15 protein-coding genes are annotated in these 15,827 nt (G+C 45.0%); 5 read left to right on the forward strand and 10 right to left on the reverse strand.

The window, feature by feature from the left end:
- Positions 1 to 88: 88 nt before the first annotated feature.
- From grpE to dnaJ, 3 genes are all read left to right on the forward strand, one after another.
- Positions 89 to 670 (forward strand): nucleotide exchange factor GrpE, encoded by a 582-nt coding sequence (gene grpE, locus ICE88_RS05740; protein ID WP_216250417.1) that lies wholly within the window; start codon positions 89 to 91, stop codon positions 668 to 670.
- Between the two features lie 76 nt (positions 671 to 746).
- Positions 747 to 2,669 carry a molecular chaperone DnaK gene (gene dnaK / locus ICE88_RS05745; protein ID WP_216250419.1) on the forward strand — a complete coding sequence of 641 codons (1,923 nt, stop codon included), beginning with the start codon at positions 747 to 749 and terminating at the stop codon, positions 2,667 to 2,669.
- Positions 2,670 to 2,678: 9 nt separating this feature from the next.
- Complete coding sequence (gene dnaJ, locus ICE88_RS05750; RefSeq protein WP_216250422.1) at positions 2,679 to 3,818, forward strand: molecular chaperone DnaJ; 1,140 nt, start codon at positions 2,679 to 2,681, stop codon at positions 3,816 to 3,818.
- 33 nt (positions 3,819 to 3,851) lie between these two features.
- On the opposite strand, the gene panB is transcribed toward dnaJ, so the two are convergent.
- Genes panB through ICE88_RS05780 form a run of 6 tightly spaced genes read right to left on the reverse strand, consistent with a single transcriptional unit; the run spans position 3,852 to position 9,085 of the window.
- On the reverse strand, positions 3,852 to 4,682 hold the full coding sequence (gene panB, locus ICE88_RS05755) for a 3-methyl-2-oxobutanoate hydroxymethyltransferase (RefSeq protein ID WP_216250425.1): 831 nt from the start codon (positions 4,680 to 4,682) through the stop codon (positions 3,852 to 3,854).
- Between the two features lie 14 nt (positions 4,683 to 4,696).
- Complete coding sequence (gene folK / locus ICE88_RS05760; protein ID WP_216250427.1) at positions 4,697 to 5,200, reverse strand: 2-amino-4-hydroxy-6-hydroxymethyldihydropteridine diphosphokinase; 504 nt, start codon at positions 5,198 to 5,200, stop codon at positions 4,697 to 4,699.
- A 40-nt stretch (positions 5,201 to 5,240) separates the two neighbouring features.
- The gene (pcnB, locus tag ICE88_RS05765; protein ID WP_216250431.1) at positions 5,241 to 6,638 is read right to left on the reverse strand and encodes a polynucleotide adenylyltransferase PcnB; all 1,398 of its coding nucleotides are present in this window, start codon (positions 6,636 to 6,638) and stop codon (positions 5,241 to 5,243) included.
- Positions 6,635 to 7,315: an HAD family phosphatase gene (locus ICE88_RS05770; protein ID WP_216250433.1), complete on the reverse strand. Its 681-nt coding sequence runs from the start codon at positions 7,313 to 7,315 to the stop codon at positions 6,635 to 6,637. Before ICE88_RS05770 ends, pcnB begins: the two co-directional genes overlap by 4 nt.
- A gap of 16 nt (positions 7,316 to 7,331) precedes the next feature.
- Positions 7,332 to 8,090, reverse strand: coding sequence for a DnaA regulatory inactivator Hda (gene hda, locus ICE88_RS05775; RefSeq protein ID WP_216250441.1), 759 nt, complete (start codon positions 8,088 to 8,090; stop codon positions 7,332 to 7,334).
- Between the two features lie 5 nt (positions 8,091 to 8,095).
- Positions 8,096 to 9,085, reverse strand: a complete 990-nt coding sequence (locus ICE88_RS05780; protein ID WP_216250444.1) for an AI-2E family transporter — start codon at positions 9,083 to 9,085, stop codon at positions 8,096 to 8,098.
- Between the two features lie 58 nt (positions 9,086 to 9,143).
- Between ICE88_RS05780 and purM the strand changes: the two genes are divergently transcribed.
- Positions 9,144 to 10,196, forward strand: a complete 1,053-nt coding sequence (purM, locus tag ICE88_RS05785; protein ID WP_216250447.1) for a phosphoribosylformylglycinamidine cyclo-ligase — start codon at positions 9,144 to 9,146, stop codon at positions 10,194 to 10,196.
- A 13-nt stretch (positions 10,197 to 10,209) separates the two neighbouring features.
- On the opposite strand, the gene miaA is transcribed toward purM, so the two are convergent.
- The 4 genes from miaA to murJ are packed head-to-tail and all read right to left on the reverse strand — an operon-like array spanning position 10,210 to position 15,432.
- Positions 10,210 to 11,202, reverse strand: coding sequence for a tRNA (adenosine(37)-N6)-dimethylallyltransferase MiaA (gene miaA, locus ICE88_RS05790; protein WP_216250449.1), 993 nt, complete (start codon positions 11,200 to 11,202; stop codon positions 10,210 to 10,212).
- A gap of 2 nt (positions 11,203 to 11,204) precedes the next feature.
- On the reverse strand, positions 11,205 to 12,998 hold the full coding sequence (gene mutL / locus ICE88_RS05795) for a DNA mismatch repair endonuclease MutL (RefSeq protein ID WP_216250453.1): 1,794 nt from the start codon (positions 12,996 to 12,998) through the stop codon (positions 11,205 to 11,207).
- Between the two features lie 17 nt (positions 12,999 to 13,015).
- Positions 13,016 to 13,858: a SirB1 family protein gene (locus ICE88_RS05800; RefSeq protein WP_216250456.1), complete on the reverse strand. Its 843-nt coding sequence runs from the start codon at positions 13,856 to 13,858 to the stop codon at positions 13,016 to 13,018.
- 17 nt (positions 13,859 to 13,875) lie between these two features.
- A complete protein-coding gene (murJ, locus tag ICE88_RS05805; RefSeq protein ID WP_216251893.1) occupies positions 13,876 to 15,432 on the reverse strand; it encodes a murein biosynthesis integral membrane protein MurJ in 1,557 nt (518 codons plus the stop codon).
- Positions 15,433 to 15,527: 95 nt separating this feature from the next.
- Here murJ and rpsT point away from each other — a divergent pair, with 95 nt between their 5' ends.
- Positions 15,528 to 15,794, forward strand: coding sequence for a 30S ribosomal protein S20 (gene rpsT, locus ICE88_RS05810; protein ID WP_089514673.1), 267 nt, complete (start codon positions 15,528 to 15,530; stop codon positions 15,792 to 15,794).
- The last annotated feature ends 33 nt before the right edge of the window (positions 15,795 to 15,827 follow it).

Genomic DNA, 15,827 nt, shown 5'->3' on the forward strand with positions numbered 1-15,827 from the left:
AAAATAAAGTAAAGAGAAAATGAAGATAGGGCCTTGAAATTTGATTTTTAGGCCCTATATGGTCATTTATTACACGAATAAATGACCTATGAGCCAAGATAAAAACCAAGAAATACCTTCGTCTTCACAAGAAAATACTCATGAAATCAATGAGTTGAATCAGGCTGCCAAAGAATCAGACGCATCTGGTGCTGCTGATGCAGCTAAAGCCCCTTTGACCCCCGAAGAAACCATTTTGGCTTTGGAAGCTCAAATCAAAGAGTTTCAGGACCAGTTCTTACGTGCCAAGGCTGAAGTAGAAAATGCCCGCAGACGCTCAATGGAAGATGTGGCTAAAGCCCATAAATTTGCCATTGAAGGATTCGCTGAGAATTTATTACCCGTTTTAGATAGCTTGAACGCTGCCTTAACAGACAGTGGTGCCGACTCCGCCAAGATGAAGGAGGGCATTGAGTTAACGTTAAAGCAATTGGTATCAGCTTTAGAAAAAGGCAGAGTTTTAGAAATCAACCCCGTGGGCGAAAAATTTGATCCTCATCGCCACCAAGCCATTGCAATGGTTCCTCATGAACAAGAGGCCAATACTGTTGTGACTGTCTTGCAAAAAGGCTATTTGATCGCAGACCGCGTTTTAAGACCTGCTTTGGTGACTGTTAGTCAGCCCAAGTAAGGCCAAACAAACCAGGCCTTGAAATCACATCATTCATCCCCAAATTACATACATAAACAATTTTTAGGAGTTAAGCATGGCAAAGATCATCGGTATTGACTTAGGAACAACCAATTCGTGCGTTTCAATTTTGGAAGGCAATAGCCCTAAAGTGATTGAGAACGCAGAAGGTGCGCGCACAACCCCTTCCATCATTGCTTATATGGAAGATGGCGAAATCTTGGTGGGTGCTCCTGCTAAACGTCAATCTGTGACCAATCCTCGCAACACCCTTTATGCGGTGAAGCGTCTGATTGGCCGCAAGTTTGAAGAAAAAGAAGTTCAAAAAGACATCAGCTTGATGCCTTATACGATTGCAAAAGCTGATAACGGCGATGCATGGGTTGAGGTACGCGGTAAAAAAATGGCCCCTCCACAAATCTCCGCTGAAGTTCTTCGCAAAATGAAGAAGACTGCTGAAGATTACTTGGGTGAAGAAGTCACTGAAGCCGTGATCACTGTGCCTGCGTATTTCAACGACAGCCAACGTCAAGCAACCAAAGATGCTGGCCGTATTGCTGGCTTAGATGTTAAGCGCATCATCAACGAACCAACTGCAGCAGCGCTTGCTTTTGGTTTGGACAAGCAAGAAAAAGGCGATCGCAAGATTGCGGTTTATGACTTGGGTGGTGGTACGTTTGACGTATCAATCATTGAGATTGCTGATGTTGATGGCGAAAAGCAATTTGAAGTGTTATCTACCAACGGTGACACATTCTTGGGTGGTGAAGACTTTGACCAGCGCATCATTGATTACATCATTGATGAGTTCAAAAAAGAACAAGGCGTGGATCTTTCAAAAGACGTGTTGGCTTTGCAGCGTTTGAAAGAAGCTGCTGAGAAGGCAAAAATTGAATTGTCATCAAGCGCTCAATCAGACATTAACTTGCCATACATCACTGCTGATGCATCAGGCCCTAAGCATTTGAACATCAAAATGACTCGCGCAAAATTAGAGTCATTGGTTGATGATTTGATTTCTCGCACAATTGATCCTTGCCGCACAGCCATCAAAGATGCTGGCGTTTCTGTGGGCGATATTCATGATGTGATCTTGGTGGGCGGTATGACTCGCATGCCTAAGGTTCAAGAGAAGGTAAAAGAATTTTTCGGTCAAGAGCCACGTAAAGATGTGAACCCAGATGAAGCGGTTGCTGTAGGTGCTGCGATTCAGGGAGCGGTTTTATCAGGCGATCGTACTGACGTGTTGTTGTTGGACGTGACACCTTTGTCATTGGGTATCGAAACATTGGGTGGCGTGATGACGAAGATGATCACAAAAAACACCACAATCCCAACCAAGCATGCTCAAGTGTTTTCAACAGCCGAAGATAATCAGCCTGCAGTGACCATCAAGGTGTTCCAGGGTGAGCGTGAGATGGCTTCAGCCAATAAAGTATTGGGTGAATTCAATCTTGAAGGTATCGCTCCAGCATCACGTGGCACACCTCAGATTGAAGTATCTTTTGACATTGACGCTAACGGTATTTTGCACGTGGGCGCCAAAGACAAAGCAACTGGTAAAGAAAACAAAATTACCATCAAAGCCAACTCTGGTTTATCTGAAGATGAAATTCAGCGCATGGTCAAAGATGCGGAAGAAAACGCAGAAGAAGACAAGAAGTTGCGTGAAATGGTGGATGCCAAAAATACAGCTGAAGCTTTGGTTCATTCAACCAAGAAAGCCCTTGAAGAGCACGGTGCTTCTTTAGAGGCTGGTGAGAAAGAAAAAATTGAAGCAGCCATGAAAGACTTGGAAGAAGCAGGTAAGGGCACTGATAAAGATGCCATTACTGCCAAAACTGAAGAGTTGGGCAAGGTTAGTCAGAAGTTAGGTGAAAAAGTTTATGCTGCGATGGCTGAAAAAAACCAAGCAGCCCAAGCTGGCGGTGATAATGCTAAACCTAAGGACGACAATGTCGTTGATGCAGAATTCAAGGAAGTAAACGACAAGAAGTAAGGAATAGTTTTGGCTAACAAGCGCGATTTTTATGACATTCTGGGGGTAGCTCGGAATGCCACGGATGATGAGATCAAAAAATCTTATCGTAAGTTGGCAATGAAGTACCACCCAGACCGTAATCCTGATAGCAAAGAAGCTGAGGATAAATTCAAGGAAGCCAAAGAGGCTTATGAGATGCTATCTGATCCTCAGAAGCGTGCTGCCTATGATCAATATGGTCATGCTGGCGTCGATCCAAATATGGGCGGCATGGGCGGTGGTCAAGGTTTCGGCGGCTTCTCTGATGCCTTTGGCGACATCTTCGGAGATATCTTCGGTGGTGGCGCTGCTGGCGCTCGCGGTGGCCGTGGTGGACCTCAGGTCTATCGTGGCGCCGATCTTCGCTACAGCATGGAGATCACGCTTGAAGAGGCTGCTCATGGTCACGAGACACAGATCAGAGTCCCAAGTTGGTCTAACTGCGAGCATTGCGGCGGTGAGGGTGCTGAACCCGGTACAAAAGTTGAAACATGTGGAACTTGTCATGGCGCTGGCCAAGTCAGAGTTTCTCAAGGCTTCTTTTCTATGCAGCAGACTTGCCCACGATGCAATGGATCAGGTAAACATATTCCTAAACCATGTAAAAAATGTCATGGTGCTGGCAAAACAAAATCTCAAAAAACACTCGAAGTCAAAATCCCTGCGGGTATTGATGACGGCATGAGAATTCGTTCGGCTGGTAACGGTGAGCCAGGCGTGAATGGTGGCCCAAGCGGCGATTTATACGTTGAAGTTCATATCAAAGAGCATTCAGTATTTGAGCGTGATGGTGATGACTTGCATTGCCAAATGCCAATTTCATTCATTGATGCAGCTTTGGGTGGTGAAATTCAGGTGCCAACACTTTCTGGTAAAGCCAGCTTTGATGTTCCAGAAGGAACTCAGAGTGGCAAGACATTCAGATTGAGATCAAAAGGTATTAAGAGCTTGAGAACATCTTTGCCTGGTGACTTGTACATCCATGTTCAAGTAGAAACACCAGTGAAACTCAATCAAGAGCAAAAAGATATCTTGAAGCAATTAGATGAAAGTCTGAAATCAGGCGGTGCTAAACACAACCCTCAACAAAAGGGTTGGGTCGATCGCGTGAAAGACTTCTTTAATTAAGTGCTTTAATGACTTAAAGCCCGAACAAAATGTTTAGGCTGATTTAAAGCAGTGCTCAGGACCGGGAAATTTCCCGGTTTTGACTTCTTGGACGTAGCATTTAAATGCGGCCTCGATAGAGCTTTGTCCATTCAAGAAGTTTTTAACAAATTTAGGACTTCTGCCTGGGAATGCACCTAACATGTCGTGCATCACCAATACTTGACCAGAACAATCAGGCCCTGCACCAATACCAATTGTTGGTATTTGAATTGCGTCAGTCACTTTTTTGCCAAGCTCTGATGGAATGGCTTCTAAAACTAACAGTTGAGCACCTGCTTCTTGCAAAGCTTTGGCATCATTGATCAAAGTTTGCGCTGACTCTGTTGATTTGCCTTGAACTTTAAAGCCGCCCAAGGTATGAACTGACTGAGGCAGTAAGCCTAAGTGAGCGCAAACAGGCACGCTTCTTTCAACTAAAAACTTCACAGTTTGTGCAAGCCAAGCTCCACCTTCTAGCTTCACCATGTGAGCGCCAGCTCTCATCAACTGAGCTGCACTTTGCATGGCTTGCTCAGGTGTTGAATAAGATCCAAACGGCATATCGGCAATTAGGAAAGCAGATGCTTGTCCTTTAGCAACACAACTGGTGTGATAAACCATGTGCTCAATCGTTACGGGCAGTGTGCTGGTTTCACCTTGAACAATATTGCCCAAGGAGTCACCAATCAAAATCACGTCAACACCAGCTTGATCCATGAGGGCTGCAAAGCTTGCATCATAAGCAGTCAAAACCGCAATTTTTTCGCCTGATTGACGCATCTCTTGAAGTTTAGAAATGGTCACAAGCCCACGCGTGGTGGCTGATTCTTGTAAATAACTCATGTGTATCTTGCCCTTTAAATATGCTGACTAGGGCAATTGCACCCCTGCACCCTGTTAATTCTTTGGTGCTCAACATTTGGTATGTATTTCGTTAATTTACCAAATCCTGGCAAGTCAATATCCGGAGCGATTTCTAGAAGTGGGAAAAGAACGAATGATCGTTCAATCATCCGTGGGTGAGGAATCGTTAATCTTTCGTTTTGGATCGATAAATCATCGTAAGCCAAAACATCTAAATCAAGTGTGCGAGGCGCATTGATGTAAGGACGCTCTCTACCAAAAGTGTTTTCAATGTTTTGGCAAATTGTTAATAGATCTTCGGGCGGTAATTGAGTTTCAAGAGAAATGACCGCGTTGATGAAATCGGGACCTTCGGCGCCAACGGGAGCGCTCTCATACATACAACTGCGCGTGAGTATCCTCAGCTCAGGATGTTGAGCTAAACAAACTATGGCGTCTTTGATGAGTTGCTTCGTATCACCAATGTTGCCACCAAGACCAATGAAGGCCAATGCCATTGGAACTCCCTTTTCAATATAGCTGTACTTTATCGTTTTTTTAATTAGTTTGCTCGACTGCTGGTTTTACAGCTTTCGAGCGCGTTCTGCGACGCCTTTTCTTGGGGGTGGATGAGCTTCCAGCCGCCCCCGGGGTATTTTTGACCTGCAGCATCAAATCTGCTCGAGATATCTCATCCCCTTGCCAGAAATCAGTCCACCATTGGCCAATTTCAGCGTCAATTTCTTGAGTTTGGCAGCGCAATAGAAGGAAATCGTATGCAGCTTTGAATTTTGGACTTTCAACCAAGCGGTAAGGGTAGCGACTGACGCGCTTTTCTAGACGAGGTTGCATGGTCCAGATTTCGCGCATATCTGCTTCATGGCGTCTTTGCATGCCTAAAAATTCTTTTTGACGTTCAAAGACCTGGTCAATCGCAGCATGCAATGCTGGAACAGCTGGCATCGAAGAGCTTTCAAAATTTGCCCAGGCTTCTTGTACGTCATGCCAAAGAAGTGTTGCAAACAAGAAGCCGGCAGAAACTGGTTTGCCAGATTTGATTCTTTCGTCAGTATTTTCTAGAGACTTCTTAACAAAGGCAGTTCTATCGTCGTCACTCAAGATGACATCAATCAGTGGCAGTATTTTGTGATGCAAACCAACTTTTTCCAAACCCTCAATCGAAGCCCAAGCATGGCCTGACATGAGTAGCTTCAGAATCTCATCAAACAATCGTGAGCTTGGCACGTCCTGAATCAAATCTCCCAGCTCTTCAATTGGGGCAAGGGTTTCTTTTTCAATCACAAAGCCAGTTTTGGCGGCGAATCGAATGGCTCTTAGCATGCGAACCGGATCTTCACGGTATCGCTGACTTGGTTCACCAATCATTCTGATAATTTTGGCATTTAAATCTTTCATGCCATCGTGATAATCCAAGACAACTTCAGTTTGTGGATCGTAGTACATCGCATTAATGGAGAAATCTCTGCGTGTGGCATCTTCTGCCTGATCACCCCAAACGTTGTCACGAAGAATTCTGCCGCTGGCCGCTACATCCGCTTGATCTGCCTGAGCGTGGGCTCTGAATGTAGAAACTTCGATGATCTCTGGGCGCTCTTTGCCGTAGAAGGTGACGTGCACAATCTGAAAGCGTCGACCAATCAATCTTGAGCGACGAAATAGTTTTTGAACTTGATCGGGTGTGGCATTGGTTGCCACATCAAAATCTTTGGGTGCAATACCAAGGAGCAAGTCACGCACAGCACCGCCCACAATGTAGGCGTCATAACCTGCGTCTTGAAGAACATGAGTTACTTTCACAGCATTCTTTGAAAGTAACTCGGGATTGATTCGATGGGTTTGCTTACTGATCTTTTGAGCGGTCAGTGCATGACCATGGATCAACTTCTTTTGCCCCGTTGGCTTTTTAAGTAATTTATTGATGAATCGACGAATCATGCAAACAATTCCAAAATAGGCCACTGATTTTTTATTGCAAGCTCACGCAGTCTAGCGTCCGGATTGGTTGCCACTGGGTGAGATACTTTTTCAAGCAAAGGCAAATCATTGATCGAATCTGAATAAAAGTAACTGCTCTGCACAGAGCTCAAATACAGTTGTTGATCTTTGAGCCATGCTTCTAAGCGAGTGACTTTGCCTTCTTTGAAATTAGGAAGGCCTGATACTTTGCCTGAGAAGTTACCGGTCAATGGATCGCCCATCACTTCCGGTTCAGTGGCAATCAAGTGATCAATCTGAAATGCAGCAACAATCGGCCTTGTCACAAAGCTATTGGTGGCAGTGACAACGCAACACAAGTCGCCTGCATCTTGATGACGCTTCACCAAATCAAAAGCACTTGGTTTCAGTTGAGGTTGAATCACTTCTTCCATGAACTGAAGATGCCATTCATTTAACTGGGCTCTTGAGTGTTCAGATAAAGGTTTTAGGGCAAACTCAAGGAAAGCATAGATGTCTAAGCGACCAGCTTTATAGTCAGCGTAAAAACGTTCGTTTTGTAAGGCGTAATACTCAGAGTCAACAACCCCAATTTTGGCTAAAAATCTTCCCCATTCATGATCACTGTCAATGGGTAATAAGGTGTGGTCTAAGTCAAATAAGGCAATTTGTGTCATCTAGGTAACATTATGCTCAATTTTTTTGAGCAAGCATTTCTTTTAATAATGGAAGAGTGATCGCTCTTTTGGTTTCAAGCGAGTAATTGTCCAAAGCCTCTAACAAAGACATCAAGCTTGGCATGTCACGATGAAAGTGCTTCAAGAGCCAAGGGGCCACTTCATTGGAGATTTGTAAACCTCGTTCAGTAGCAGCTTGCTGAAGTGCTTGTAATTTTTCGGAATCGGACAAAGCGTGCATCTGAAACACCAAACCCCAGACCAAGCGAGTTTTTAAATCCTCGCGTATTTGTAAATTTGACGATGGTGCAAGACTGGTGGTGATCAAGTGTTGATGACTTGCTTCACGAATCAAGTTATGAAGTCTGAATAAGGCGCCTTGAGCAAACTCACTCAGATGATCAATGTCGTCAACACACAGTAAACCAGGTGCTTGATTATTTTCAATCAAAGCATCCGCGCAGGCGCGCCATTCATCCATGCTGCTGTCATGATTGAGCAGGTAGGCATTGATACCCAATTCAGACGCCTGGAGTTGGAGTGCTGACAGAAGGTGAGTGCGACCAGATCCACTGGCACCCCACAAATGAATCATCTTTGAATCAGTACTTAATGCTTTTTGTTCTGATGAGTCTTGCTGCCAGTTACTTTGAATATCTTTTAAAACAGCGATTAAATTTTCATTGCCAGTGGCGATGAAGTTATCGAGCGTTGGCTTGGGTGTGTGACCAAGGTCCAGTGCTATTTGGCGAGGCAGTGATGGCGATTGAGACACTAAGACTAACCTTTGTACCAAGAAGAATTTTTATAGAAGACCATCAAGTGTCGTCCCAATACCAACAAAATCGCACTCATTGGAAGGGCCAAGAGTATTCCGAAGAAGCCGAACCAGCTACCAAAAAGAATCAAAGCAAAAACCACCAATACTGGATGTAGGCCAATTTTCTCTCCCACCAATTTAGGCGTTAGGAAGAAACTCTCAATTGTTTGACCAACAATGTAAAGCGCCAACACGGCCAGAATGCTGACCCCGGCCTCTGCTTGCAATAGAGCCGATAGAAGGGCCAAGATCAAAGCGACACCATAACCAATGTAAGGAATGAAAATCGCCAGCCCTGTGAACAGCCCTAGCGCAATCGCACCGGTCACGCCTAAAAAATATAGGCCCATTGAGTAGTAGATGGACAGCACTGCAATCACCAAGAGTTGGCCTCTCAGGTATTGAGATAAAAGTTCATCAATCTCTAGCAAGATTTGTTTGGTTTGACCAAGCCATCTTGGAGGAATCATGGGACTCATTTTTTTGAAAAAATCTTCCCACTGAATGATCAAATAAAAAACCACAAAAATAATCAAGACAAGACCAACGATGCTGCCGATGATGGTTTGTCCAGAATTTAAAATTGTTGATAAACCATGGCTGATCAATGTATCAGCATTGTTTGATAGGTGGGCACTGACTTTGGTTTGAATCATCTCTTGGATTTTTTCTAAATCAATGCCAAGTGCCAGACTGTCCAGCCAAGGTTGGGTGAGACTTTGAATTTGTTCAAGCCAAGTGGGTAATTGCTGTCTCAAAGCAGGCAATTCTTTTTGTAAAACACTCAAAAAAAGTACCATCAAGCCAAAAACACCCAAAAACCCGATTAAAACGGTCAAAAATGCTGAGACAGTTTTATGCGCTCCCCAGCCTACAAGGCTCTTGTATAAAGGCCTTAAGACATAAGCCAGGATAAATGCGGCCAAGAAAGTTGTTAATAAAGAAGCCATAGGTTTAGCGTATCCACTAGAATTCTAAGATTCTACTGATTCAAATACATTTATAGCCATGTCTGATCAAAATTCTTCTAAATCTCAAGGTCTTTCTTACCGCGACGCCGGTGTTGATATGGAGGCTGGTGATGCGCTGGTTGAGCGTATCAAGCCGATGGCAAAGAAAACCATGCGCGAAGGCGTTTTGGCAGGCATTGGTGGCTTTGGAGCCCTTTTTGAGGTGCCTAAGCGCTACAAAGAGCCGGTCTTGGTTTCTGGTACCGACGGCGTTGGCACAAAGTTAAAGCTCGCTTTTGACTGGAATCGTCACGACACGGTTGGTCAAGACTTGGTGGCCATGAGTGTCAACGACATTTTGGTGCAGGGCGCCGAGCCACTATTTTTCTTGGATTATTTTGCTTGCGGCAAGTTATCTGTTGATACTGCTGCAACAGTGGTGGGTGGTATTGCTCAAGGTTGCGAACTAGCTGGTTGCGCATTGATCGGTGGCGAGACAGCGGAAATGCCTGGCATGTACCCTGAAGGTGAATATGACTTGGCTGGCTTTGCTGTTGGCGCGGTTGAGAAGTCAGCCATGATTGATGGCAGAAGTATTCATGCAGGCGATGTCATTTTAGGTTTGGCATCGAGCGGTGCTCACTCCAATGGATATTCTTTGATCAGAAAAATCATTGATCGTGCAGGCGCTAAAGCCAGCGATGATTTCCATGGTCAAAGCATGACGGATGTTGTGATGGCGCCAACCCGTATTTACGTTAAATCAATGTTGGCTTTGATTGCGAAAATCAAAGTGAAGGGCATGGCTCATATCACTGGTGGCGGTTTGGTTGAAAACGTGCCCCGTGTATTACCTGAAAACACTCAAGCTGTTTTGCATCGTGATGCATGGCAGTTGCCGCAACTATTCCAATGGTTGCAAAAGAATGGCGGCGTTGAAGATGCTGAGATGCACCGCGTATTCAACTGCGGTGTTGGCATGGTGGTGATTTTGAATGCCTCAGATGCAAAAGCTGCTAAAGCGCAACTTGAATCAACGGGTGAGACGGTCTATGAATTAGGTGAGATCGTTGAAAGACCTGCAGGCGCACATCAAACCATCGTTATTTAATTCAAGATTTAGATTAAATAATTTGATAGTGAGCAAGAACATCTTGCTCACATTGCTTCATCTGGCTGCTGCCTAAAGAGTCAACCACTTCCTTCTTTTGAATGCCTCTGAGCCATGTCAATTGACGTTTGGCCAATTGTCTTGTGGCAGCAATCGCTTGATCTTGAAATTCTTGAACAGTGATATTCCCATCCAAATAATCCCAAGCTTGACGATATCCCACAGCTCTCATGGATGGTAAGTCGAGATGTAAGCGGGGATTTTGATGAAGAGCTTTCATCTCATCTAAAAAACCTTCAGCCATCATGATGTCAAAACGCTTTGCAATGCGGTCATGCAGTACTGAACGATCACTTGGTTCAATTGAAATTAAACGAAGATTGATGGGGGTGTTGCGATCGTCGCTGCCACCACCGTCGCCTCTGCCACTGTCTTTCGGTTGTTCTTGAAGCCACTCAGACATCGGCTTGCCACTTTGTAAATAAATCTCAAGGGCTCGCTGCACGCGCTGCGTATCATTCTTCTCGAGTCGTGCAGCAGTTTCTGGGTCAACCTGTCTTAGCTCATCATGAATCGCTGGCCAACCAAGTTTGGCTGCGCGTGACTCAATGTCTGCTCGGATTTCAGGGGAAGCTGGAGGCATATTGGATAAACCATGGGCGAGTGCGCGCCAGTAGAGCATCGTGCCACCCACAATCAATGGGATGTTGTTTCTTTCACGTATCTCTCTGAGCCACTGCTTGGCATCATGCGCAAATTTTGCTGCTGAGTATGGATCTTCTGGCTCAGCAATGTCGATGCCATGATGGCGTACTTCTTGCATTTCAGCTTTGCTTGGTTTGGCAGTGCCAATGTCCATGCCTCGGTAAACAAGCGCTGAATCCATGCTGATGATTTCAACAGTTTTACCAAGCGACTTTGCTGTTCTAGCAATTTGCATGGCAATCGCACTTTTGCCGCTGGCAGTTGGGCCAACGATGGCGATGACTGCTTGATCAGGTGTCATGATCAGCGACCACGCAGAAACAATTTATCCAAATCTTGAATGCTCAACTGAATCCAAGTGGGGCGTCCATGATTGCACTGATCAGCTCTTTCGGTTTGCTCCATCTGGCGCAGCAGTGCGTCCATTTCGGTCAGGGTCAGAGTGCGGTGTGCTCTGACCGCGGCATGACAAGCTTGCGTTGCCAGGCGTTCATGTTGAGCGGCATCGACCACTGCTTGAGACCCTGTTGAATCCAAATCATTTAAAAGGTTTCTGACCAAGCTGATTGGCTCTGCTTTTTGTAACAGGGTAGGAATGGTTCTGATCGCCAACTGTGTCGGCGAGAGAGTTGCCACATCAAAGCCCAATTGATTCAGGGTGGCACGATGCTCTTCTGCCTTACCCACTTCTAATTCTGAGGCGTGCATCACAACGGGGACCAAGAGTTGTTGAACTTTGATGCCTGATGCCAAATCTTCTTTGAGTTTCTCGTACAAGACTCTCTCGTGAGCCGCATGCATATCAACCAAGACCAAGCCAAATTTATTTTGAGCCAAGATGTAAATGCCATGGATTTGAGCCAATGCATGACCCAATGGCAAATCATTGTTTTCTGTTGGGGCTAGGTGTTCTGCGGGGCGATTATTCAGTTGAATAAAAAAGTTATCAATCTCACTTTTACTGCTTTGACTGAGAGGCAAGTTCTGATTGCTGAAGGCATTTGTAGAGCTTCTAGAATTCACATAACTTGTAGAGCCAGCGCCTGATACTTGAGCAAAGCTATAACTTGGGGTGTGCTGACCTGATGAATCTATTGATTGACCAGCAGCAGTGCCAAGAGCATGTTGGATCGCTTTGTAGATGAACTGATGAACAGCGCCGCCTTCTCTGAATCTGACTTCTGTTTTGGCTGGATGAACGTTCACGTCGACCAATTGAGGATCAATCTCTAATGAGAGAACCACCATTGGTTGGCGATCACCATGCAAAACATCTTGATAGGCACTGCGAATGGCATGCTGAATCACTTTATCTCTGACAAAACGACCATTCACGAAGCTGTACTGTTGATCTGCTCTTGCGCGGCTAGCGGTTGGCTTGCTGATAAAGCCTCTGACCGTTAAAGGACCTGAGATATGCTCAAGCGCAATCTTGGAACTTTGAAATTCTTGGCCAAGGATTGCGTCCACGCGTTGTTCGATGTTGCATGATGCCCAGCGCTCAATCACCTTGCCGTTGTGCCAAATAGCAAAGCCAATATCTGGGCGAGATAGAGCGATTCTGCGAATCAGTTCCAAACAGTGACCTAATTCAGTGGCACTGCTTTTTAAAAACTTTCTTCTTGCTGGCGTGTTGAAGTACAAATCTTGAACATCAATGGTTGTGCCGATGGGGCCAGATGAAGGTGATACATCACCCATGGTTTGACCGCCATTGACCTGAATTTGCCAAGCATGTTCATCTTCACTGGTTCGTGTGGTGATACTGAATCTTGATACCGATGCAATCGATGCGAGCGCTTCACCTCTGAAGCCCAATGATGCGACTGATTCAAGATCTGCAAGGGAAGTGATTTTGCTGGTGGCGTGACGTTGAATCGCAAGATGGAGTTCTGTGTGAGCAATGCCTAAGCCATCATCTTGAATGGAGATTCTTTGGCAGCCACCTTCCTCTAATCGAATTGTGATGGCTTGAGCACCAGCATCAATGGCGTTCTCAAGAACTTCTTTGACCACTGAGGCTGGTCTTTCGACCACTTCGCCTGCTGCAATTTGACTGATCAGCGTGTCCGGCAGCGCGGCTATGACTTTTCTCATAAAGCAATCAGATTCGTTTAATGGTGACGATGTTGTTCTTCGAGCTCAATGATCTGTGCTCGAATTTCATCTAGGTCACTGGCTTCCGCTGTGCCATCCAGATACGTTTGCATGTCTTCGATGGCGGGCCTGATGTAATCAAGTTGTGCCAATGCAATCCCGCGGTCTCTGATTTCTTCTAGTGCATCTGGAAGCAAAATAACTAAGCGCTGCTGAACACCTAATAATCTTTCCCAGCGTTCTTGTTGTGTGTAAATGGCTTTTAGATTGCGCAAAAAGCGAGACAAGATTTCTCTGGAGCTTGAGGATCTTAAAAAGGCACTCAAAGGCAGTTGATATTCGCCACGATATCCTTGGGCGTCCAAGTATGGATCCAACATTTGTTGCAACTCTTCTTTTGATAAAGAGGTTCCAGTCAAAGGATCAAGGATCACTTCGCCTTGAGGTAGAGATAAGCGAACCATGAAATGGTTTGGGAAAGAAACGCCTTTGATGTTCAGACCAATTTGTTGCCCAAGCTCCATGAAGACCAAAGCCAAAGAAATTGGAATGCCTCGTCTTGTTTCTAGAACACTGTGTAAATAAGAATTATTTGGGTCGTAGTAGTCGTTGCGATTTGGCCCAAATCCCAGTTCTTTGTAAAAGAAGTTTTTTAAGATTTGTAACTTTTGAATCCCAGCCATTTCATGAGTGACGCGTTGCTTGAGTTTGTCGCCCAATAAATCTAACTCATCAAACACATGCTGAACCACCAAATCTGGGTATGCGTGTTGTGCAATTGCAATCGCTGCTTCTGTCAAAGGGAAATGATCATCCTCTGAAACCAATGAAGCAAAGTAATCAAGTTGTTGTGTTGGCATAGTTCAAAAAATCTGTTTTATTTTGCTTTGTATAAAAAATCTTTAACCCTGAAACCTGTTAACCATAGAGTGCCTAAATAAACACCACCGGCCAGTGCCAACCATAAACCTAGCCAAACAATTCTGATGAATGGCGTATTTTTTAATTCTAACCAGTCGTGCTGATGGGCACCGTAGTAAAAAATAATACCAATCGCCACCAAGCCAATGCATAGCTTGAATAAAAACTTAAGCCACCCGGCATTTTTTGCTAGCAAACCTTGCTTATGAAGACCGCGCCACAATAAGTGGGCATTAAGGCAAGCACCCAAACCAATGGAAAGAGCCAAGCCTGCATGATTGAGCCATGGTACTAAAACAATATTGGCTAATTGAGTTAAGACCAAAACAGTGATGGCAATTTTTACAGGTGTTTTGATGTCTTGTCTTGAGTAATAGGCTGGAGCCAATATTTTTATCAAGATCAAACCAATCAAACCAACGCCGTAGGCAGCCAACGCATGTTGAGTCATCGTCACATCTACGGCCGTGAACTGACCATAGTGATACAAGACTGCAGCCAATGGCTGACCGAACATGAACAATGCCAAAGCCGCTGGCGCTGCCAAGATGAAGGTTAGCTTCAAACCCCAGTCAACTAACTGAGTCATTTGTGTTTTATCTTCAAGGGCATTTGCTTTTGAAAGACTTGGCAATAAGACTGTACCAATCGCAACACCTAACAAGGCAGTTGGAAACTCCATCAAGCGATCAGCGTATGAAAGCCAAGAAACACTTCCTACCGCAAGATGTGAGGCAATGTTGGTATTGATGATGAGTGAGAGTTGAGCCACTGAGACGCCAAACAATGCAGGCAACATCAGGCGCAATACTTTTTTAGCTCCAGGGTGCTCCCAAGCACTTTTGATTCTGCCAAGGCTTAATCCAATGCTGGGCAACATGCCAATTTTTTTAAGAGCAGGTATCTGAATCGCTAATTGAGTGATGCCGCCAAGGATCACGCCAACACCCAAGGCGTAAATAGGGGTTTCAAAATAGGGAGAAAGTAACCATGATGAAAAGATCATGGATAAATTCAATAAAACGGGTGTGAACGCTGGAACGGCAAATTTTTTATAAGTATTTAAGATGCCAGCAGACAAGGACACCATCGAAATGAGACCAATGTAGGGGAACATGATGCGAGTGAGAGTCAAACTGGCCTCATGGGCTCCAGTCTCACGCAAGCCTGAGGCAACCAAGAAGATGATCCATGGGGCGCCAAGCACGCCTAAAAGGACAGTTGCCACCAATGCCCAAAATAAGAGGGTGGCAATCGCGCTGACCATCAATGAGGTGCCTTCCTGACCCTCTTTGGTGCTGGTTTCGCTTAAAACTGGCACAAATGCCTGAGAAAACGCCCCTTCGGCAAATAAACGCCTCAATAAATTGGGGATTCTGAAGGCCACATTGAAGGCGTCCGTCCACTCCGAAGCCCCGTAAGTTCTAGCGATGAGGGTTTCTCGGAGCAATCCCGTGATGCGGGAGAGCATGGTAAAGCTACTGATTTTGGCGGCGGCAGATAATAAGTTCACAGGCATAGTTTTACAGATTTCTGGAAGGGGTGGTAGCCTTCCTCAGGATAAGTTATAATCTTTTTCTTTTGGCAATACCCCTAAAGGTTATAAACATGGCAAATACCGCCCAAGCTCGTAAACGTGCCCGCCAGGCAGTTTCTCAAAATGAACACAACACCAGCTTGCGTTCACGTCTTCGCACAGCTATCAAGTCTGTACGTAAAGCCGTAGATGCTGGTGATAAAGCTGCTGCAGCCAAGGTTTTCCAAGCTGCACAGGCAACTATCGACAAGATTGCAGACAAAAAAGTAGTGCATAAAAACACTGCTGCGCGTACAAAATCACGCTTATCTGCAGCTGTTAAGGGCATGACTGCCTAATTTAGGTCAGTTTTAAAAAAGCCCGTTCCCTTA

Source organism: Polynucleobacter sp. AM-26B4 (assembly GCF_018882285.1).
Lineage (GTDB): Bacteria > Pseudomonadota > Gammaproteobacteria > Burkholderiales > Burkholderiaceae > Polynucleobacter.

Bases quoted from the DNA above. Each gene is read 5' to 3' on its own strand.
- grpE (WP_216250417.1), top strand. From the start codon at position 89: ATGAGCCAAGATAAAAACCAAGAAATACCTTCGTCTTCACAAGAAAAT.
- dnaK (WP_216250419.1), top strand. From the start codon at position 747: ATGGCAAAGATCATCGGTATTGACTTAGGAACAACCAATTCGTGCGTT.
- panB (WP_216250425.1), bottom strand. From the start codon at position 4,682: ATGAGTTATTTACAAGAATCAGCCACCACGCGTGGGCTTGTGACCATT.
- folK (WP_216250427.1), bottom strand. From the start codon at position 5,200: ATGGCATTGGCCTTCATTGGTCTTGGTGGCAACATTGGTGATACGAAG.
- pcnB (WP_216250431.1), bottom strand. From the start codon at position 6,638: ATGATTCGTCGATTCATCAATAAATTACTTAAAAAGCCAACGGGGCAA.
- ICE88_RS05770 (WP_216250433.1), bottom strand. From the start codon at position 7,315: ATGACACAAATTGCCTTATTTGACTTAGACCACACCTTATTACCCATT.
- ICE88_RS05780 (WP_216250444.1), bottom strand. From the start codon at position 9,085: ATGGCTTCTTTATTAACAACTTTCTTGGCCGCATTTATCCTGGCTTAT.
- purM (WP_216250447.1), top strand. From the start codon at position 9,144: ATGTCTGATCAAAATTCTTCTAAATCTCAAGGTCTTTCTTACCGCGAC.
- miaA (WP_216250449.1), bottom strand. From the start codon at position 11,202: ATGACACCTGATCAAGCAGTCATCGCCATCGTTGGCCCAACTGCCAGC.
- mutL (WP_216250453.1), bottom strand. From the start codon at position 12,998: ATGAGAAAAGTCATAGCCGCGCTGCCGGACACGCTGATCAGTCAAATT.
- ICE88_RS05800 (WP_216250456.1), bottom strand. From the start codon at position 13,858: ATGCCAACACAACAACTTGATTACTTTGCTTCATTGGTTTCAGAGGAT.
- rpsT (WP_089514673.1), top strand. From the start codon at position 15,528: ATGGCAAATACCGCCCAAGCTCGTAAACGTGCCCGCCAGGCAGTTTCT.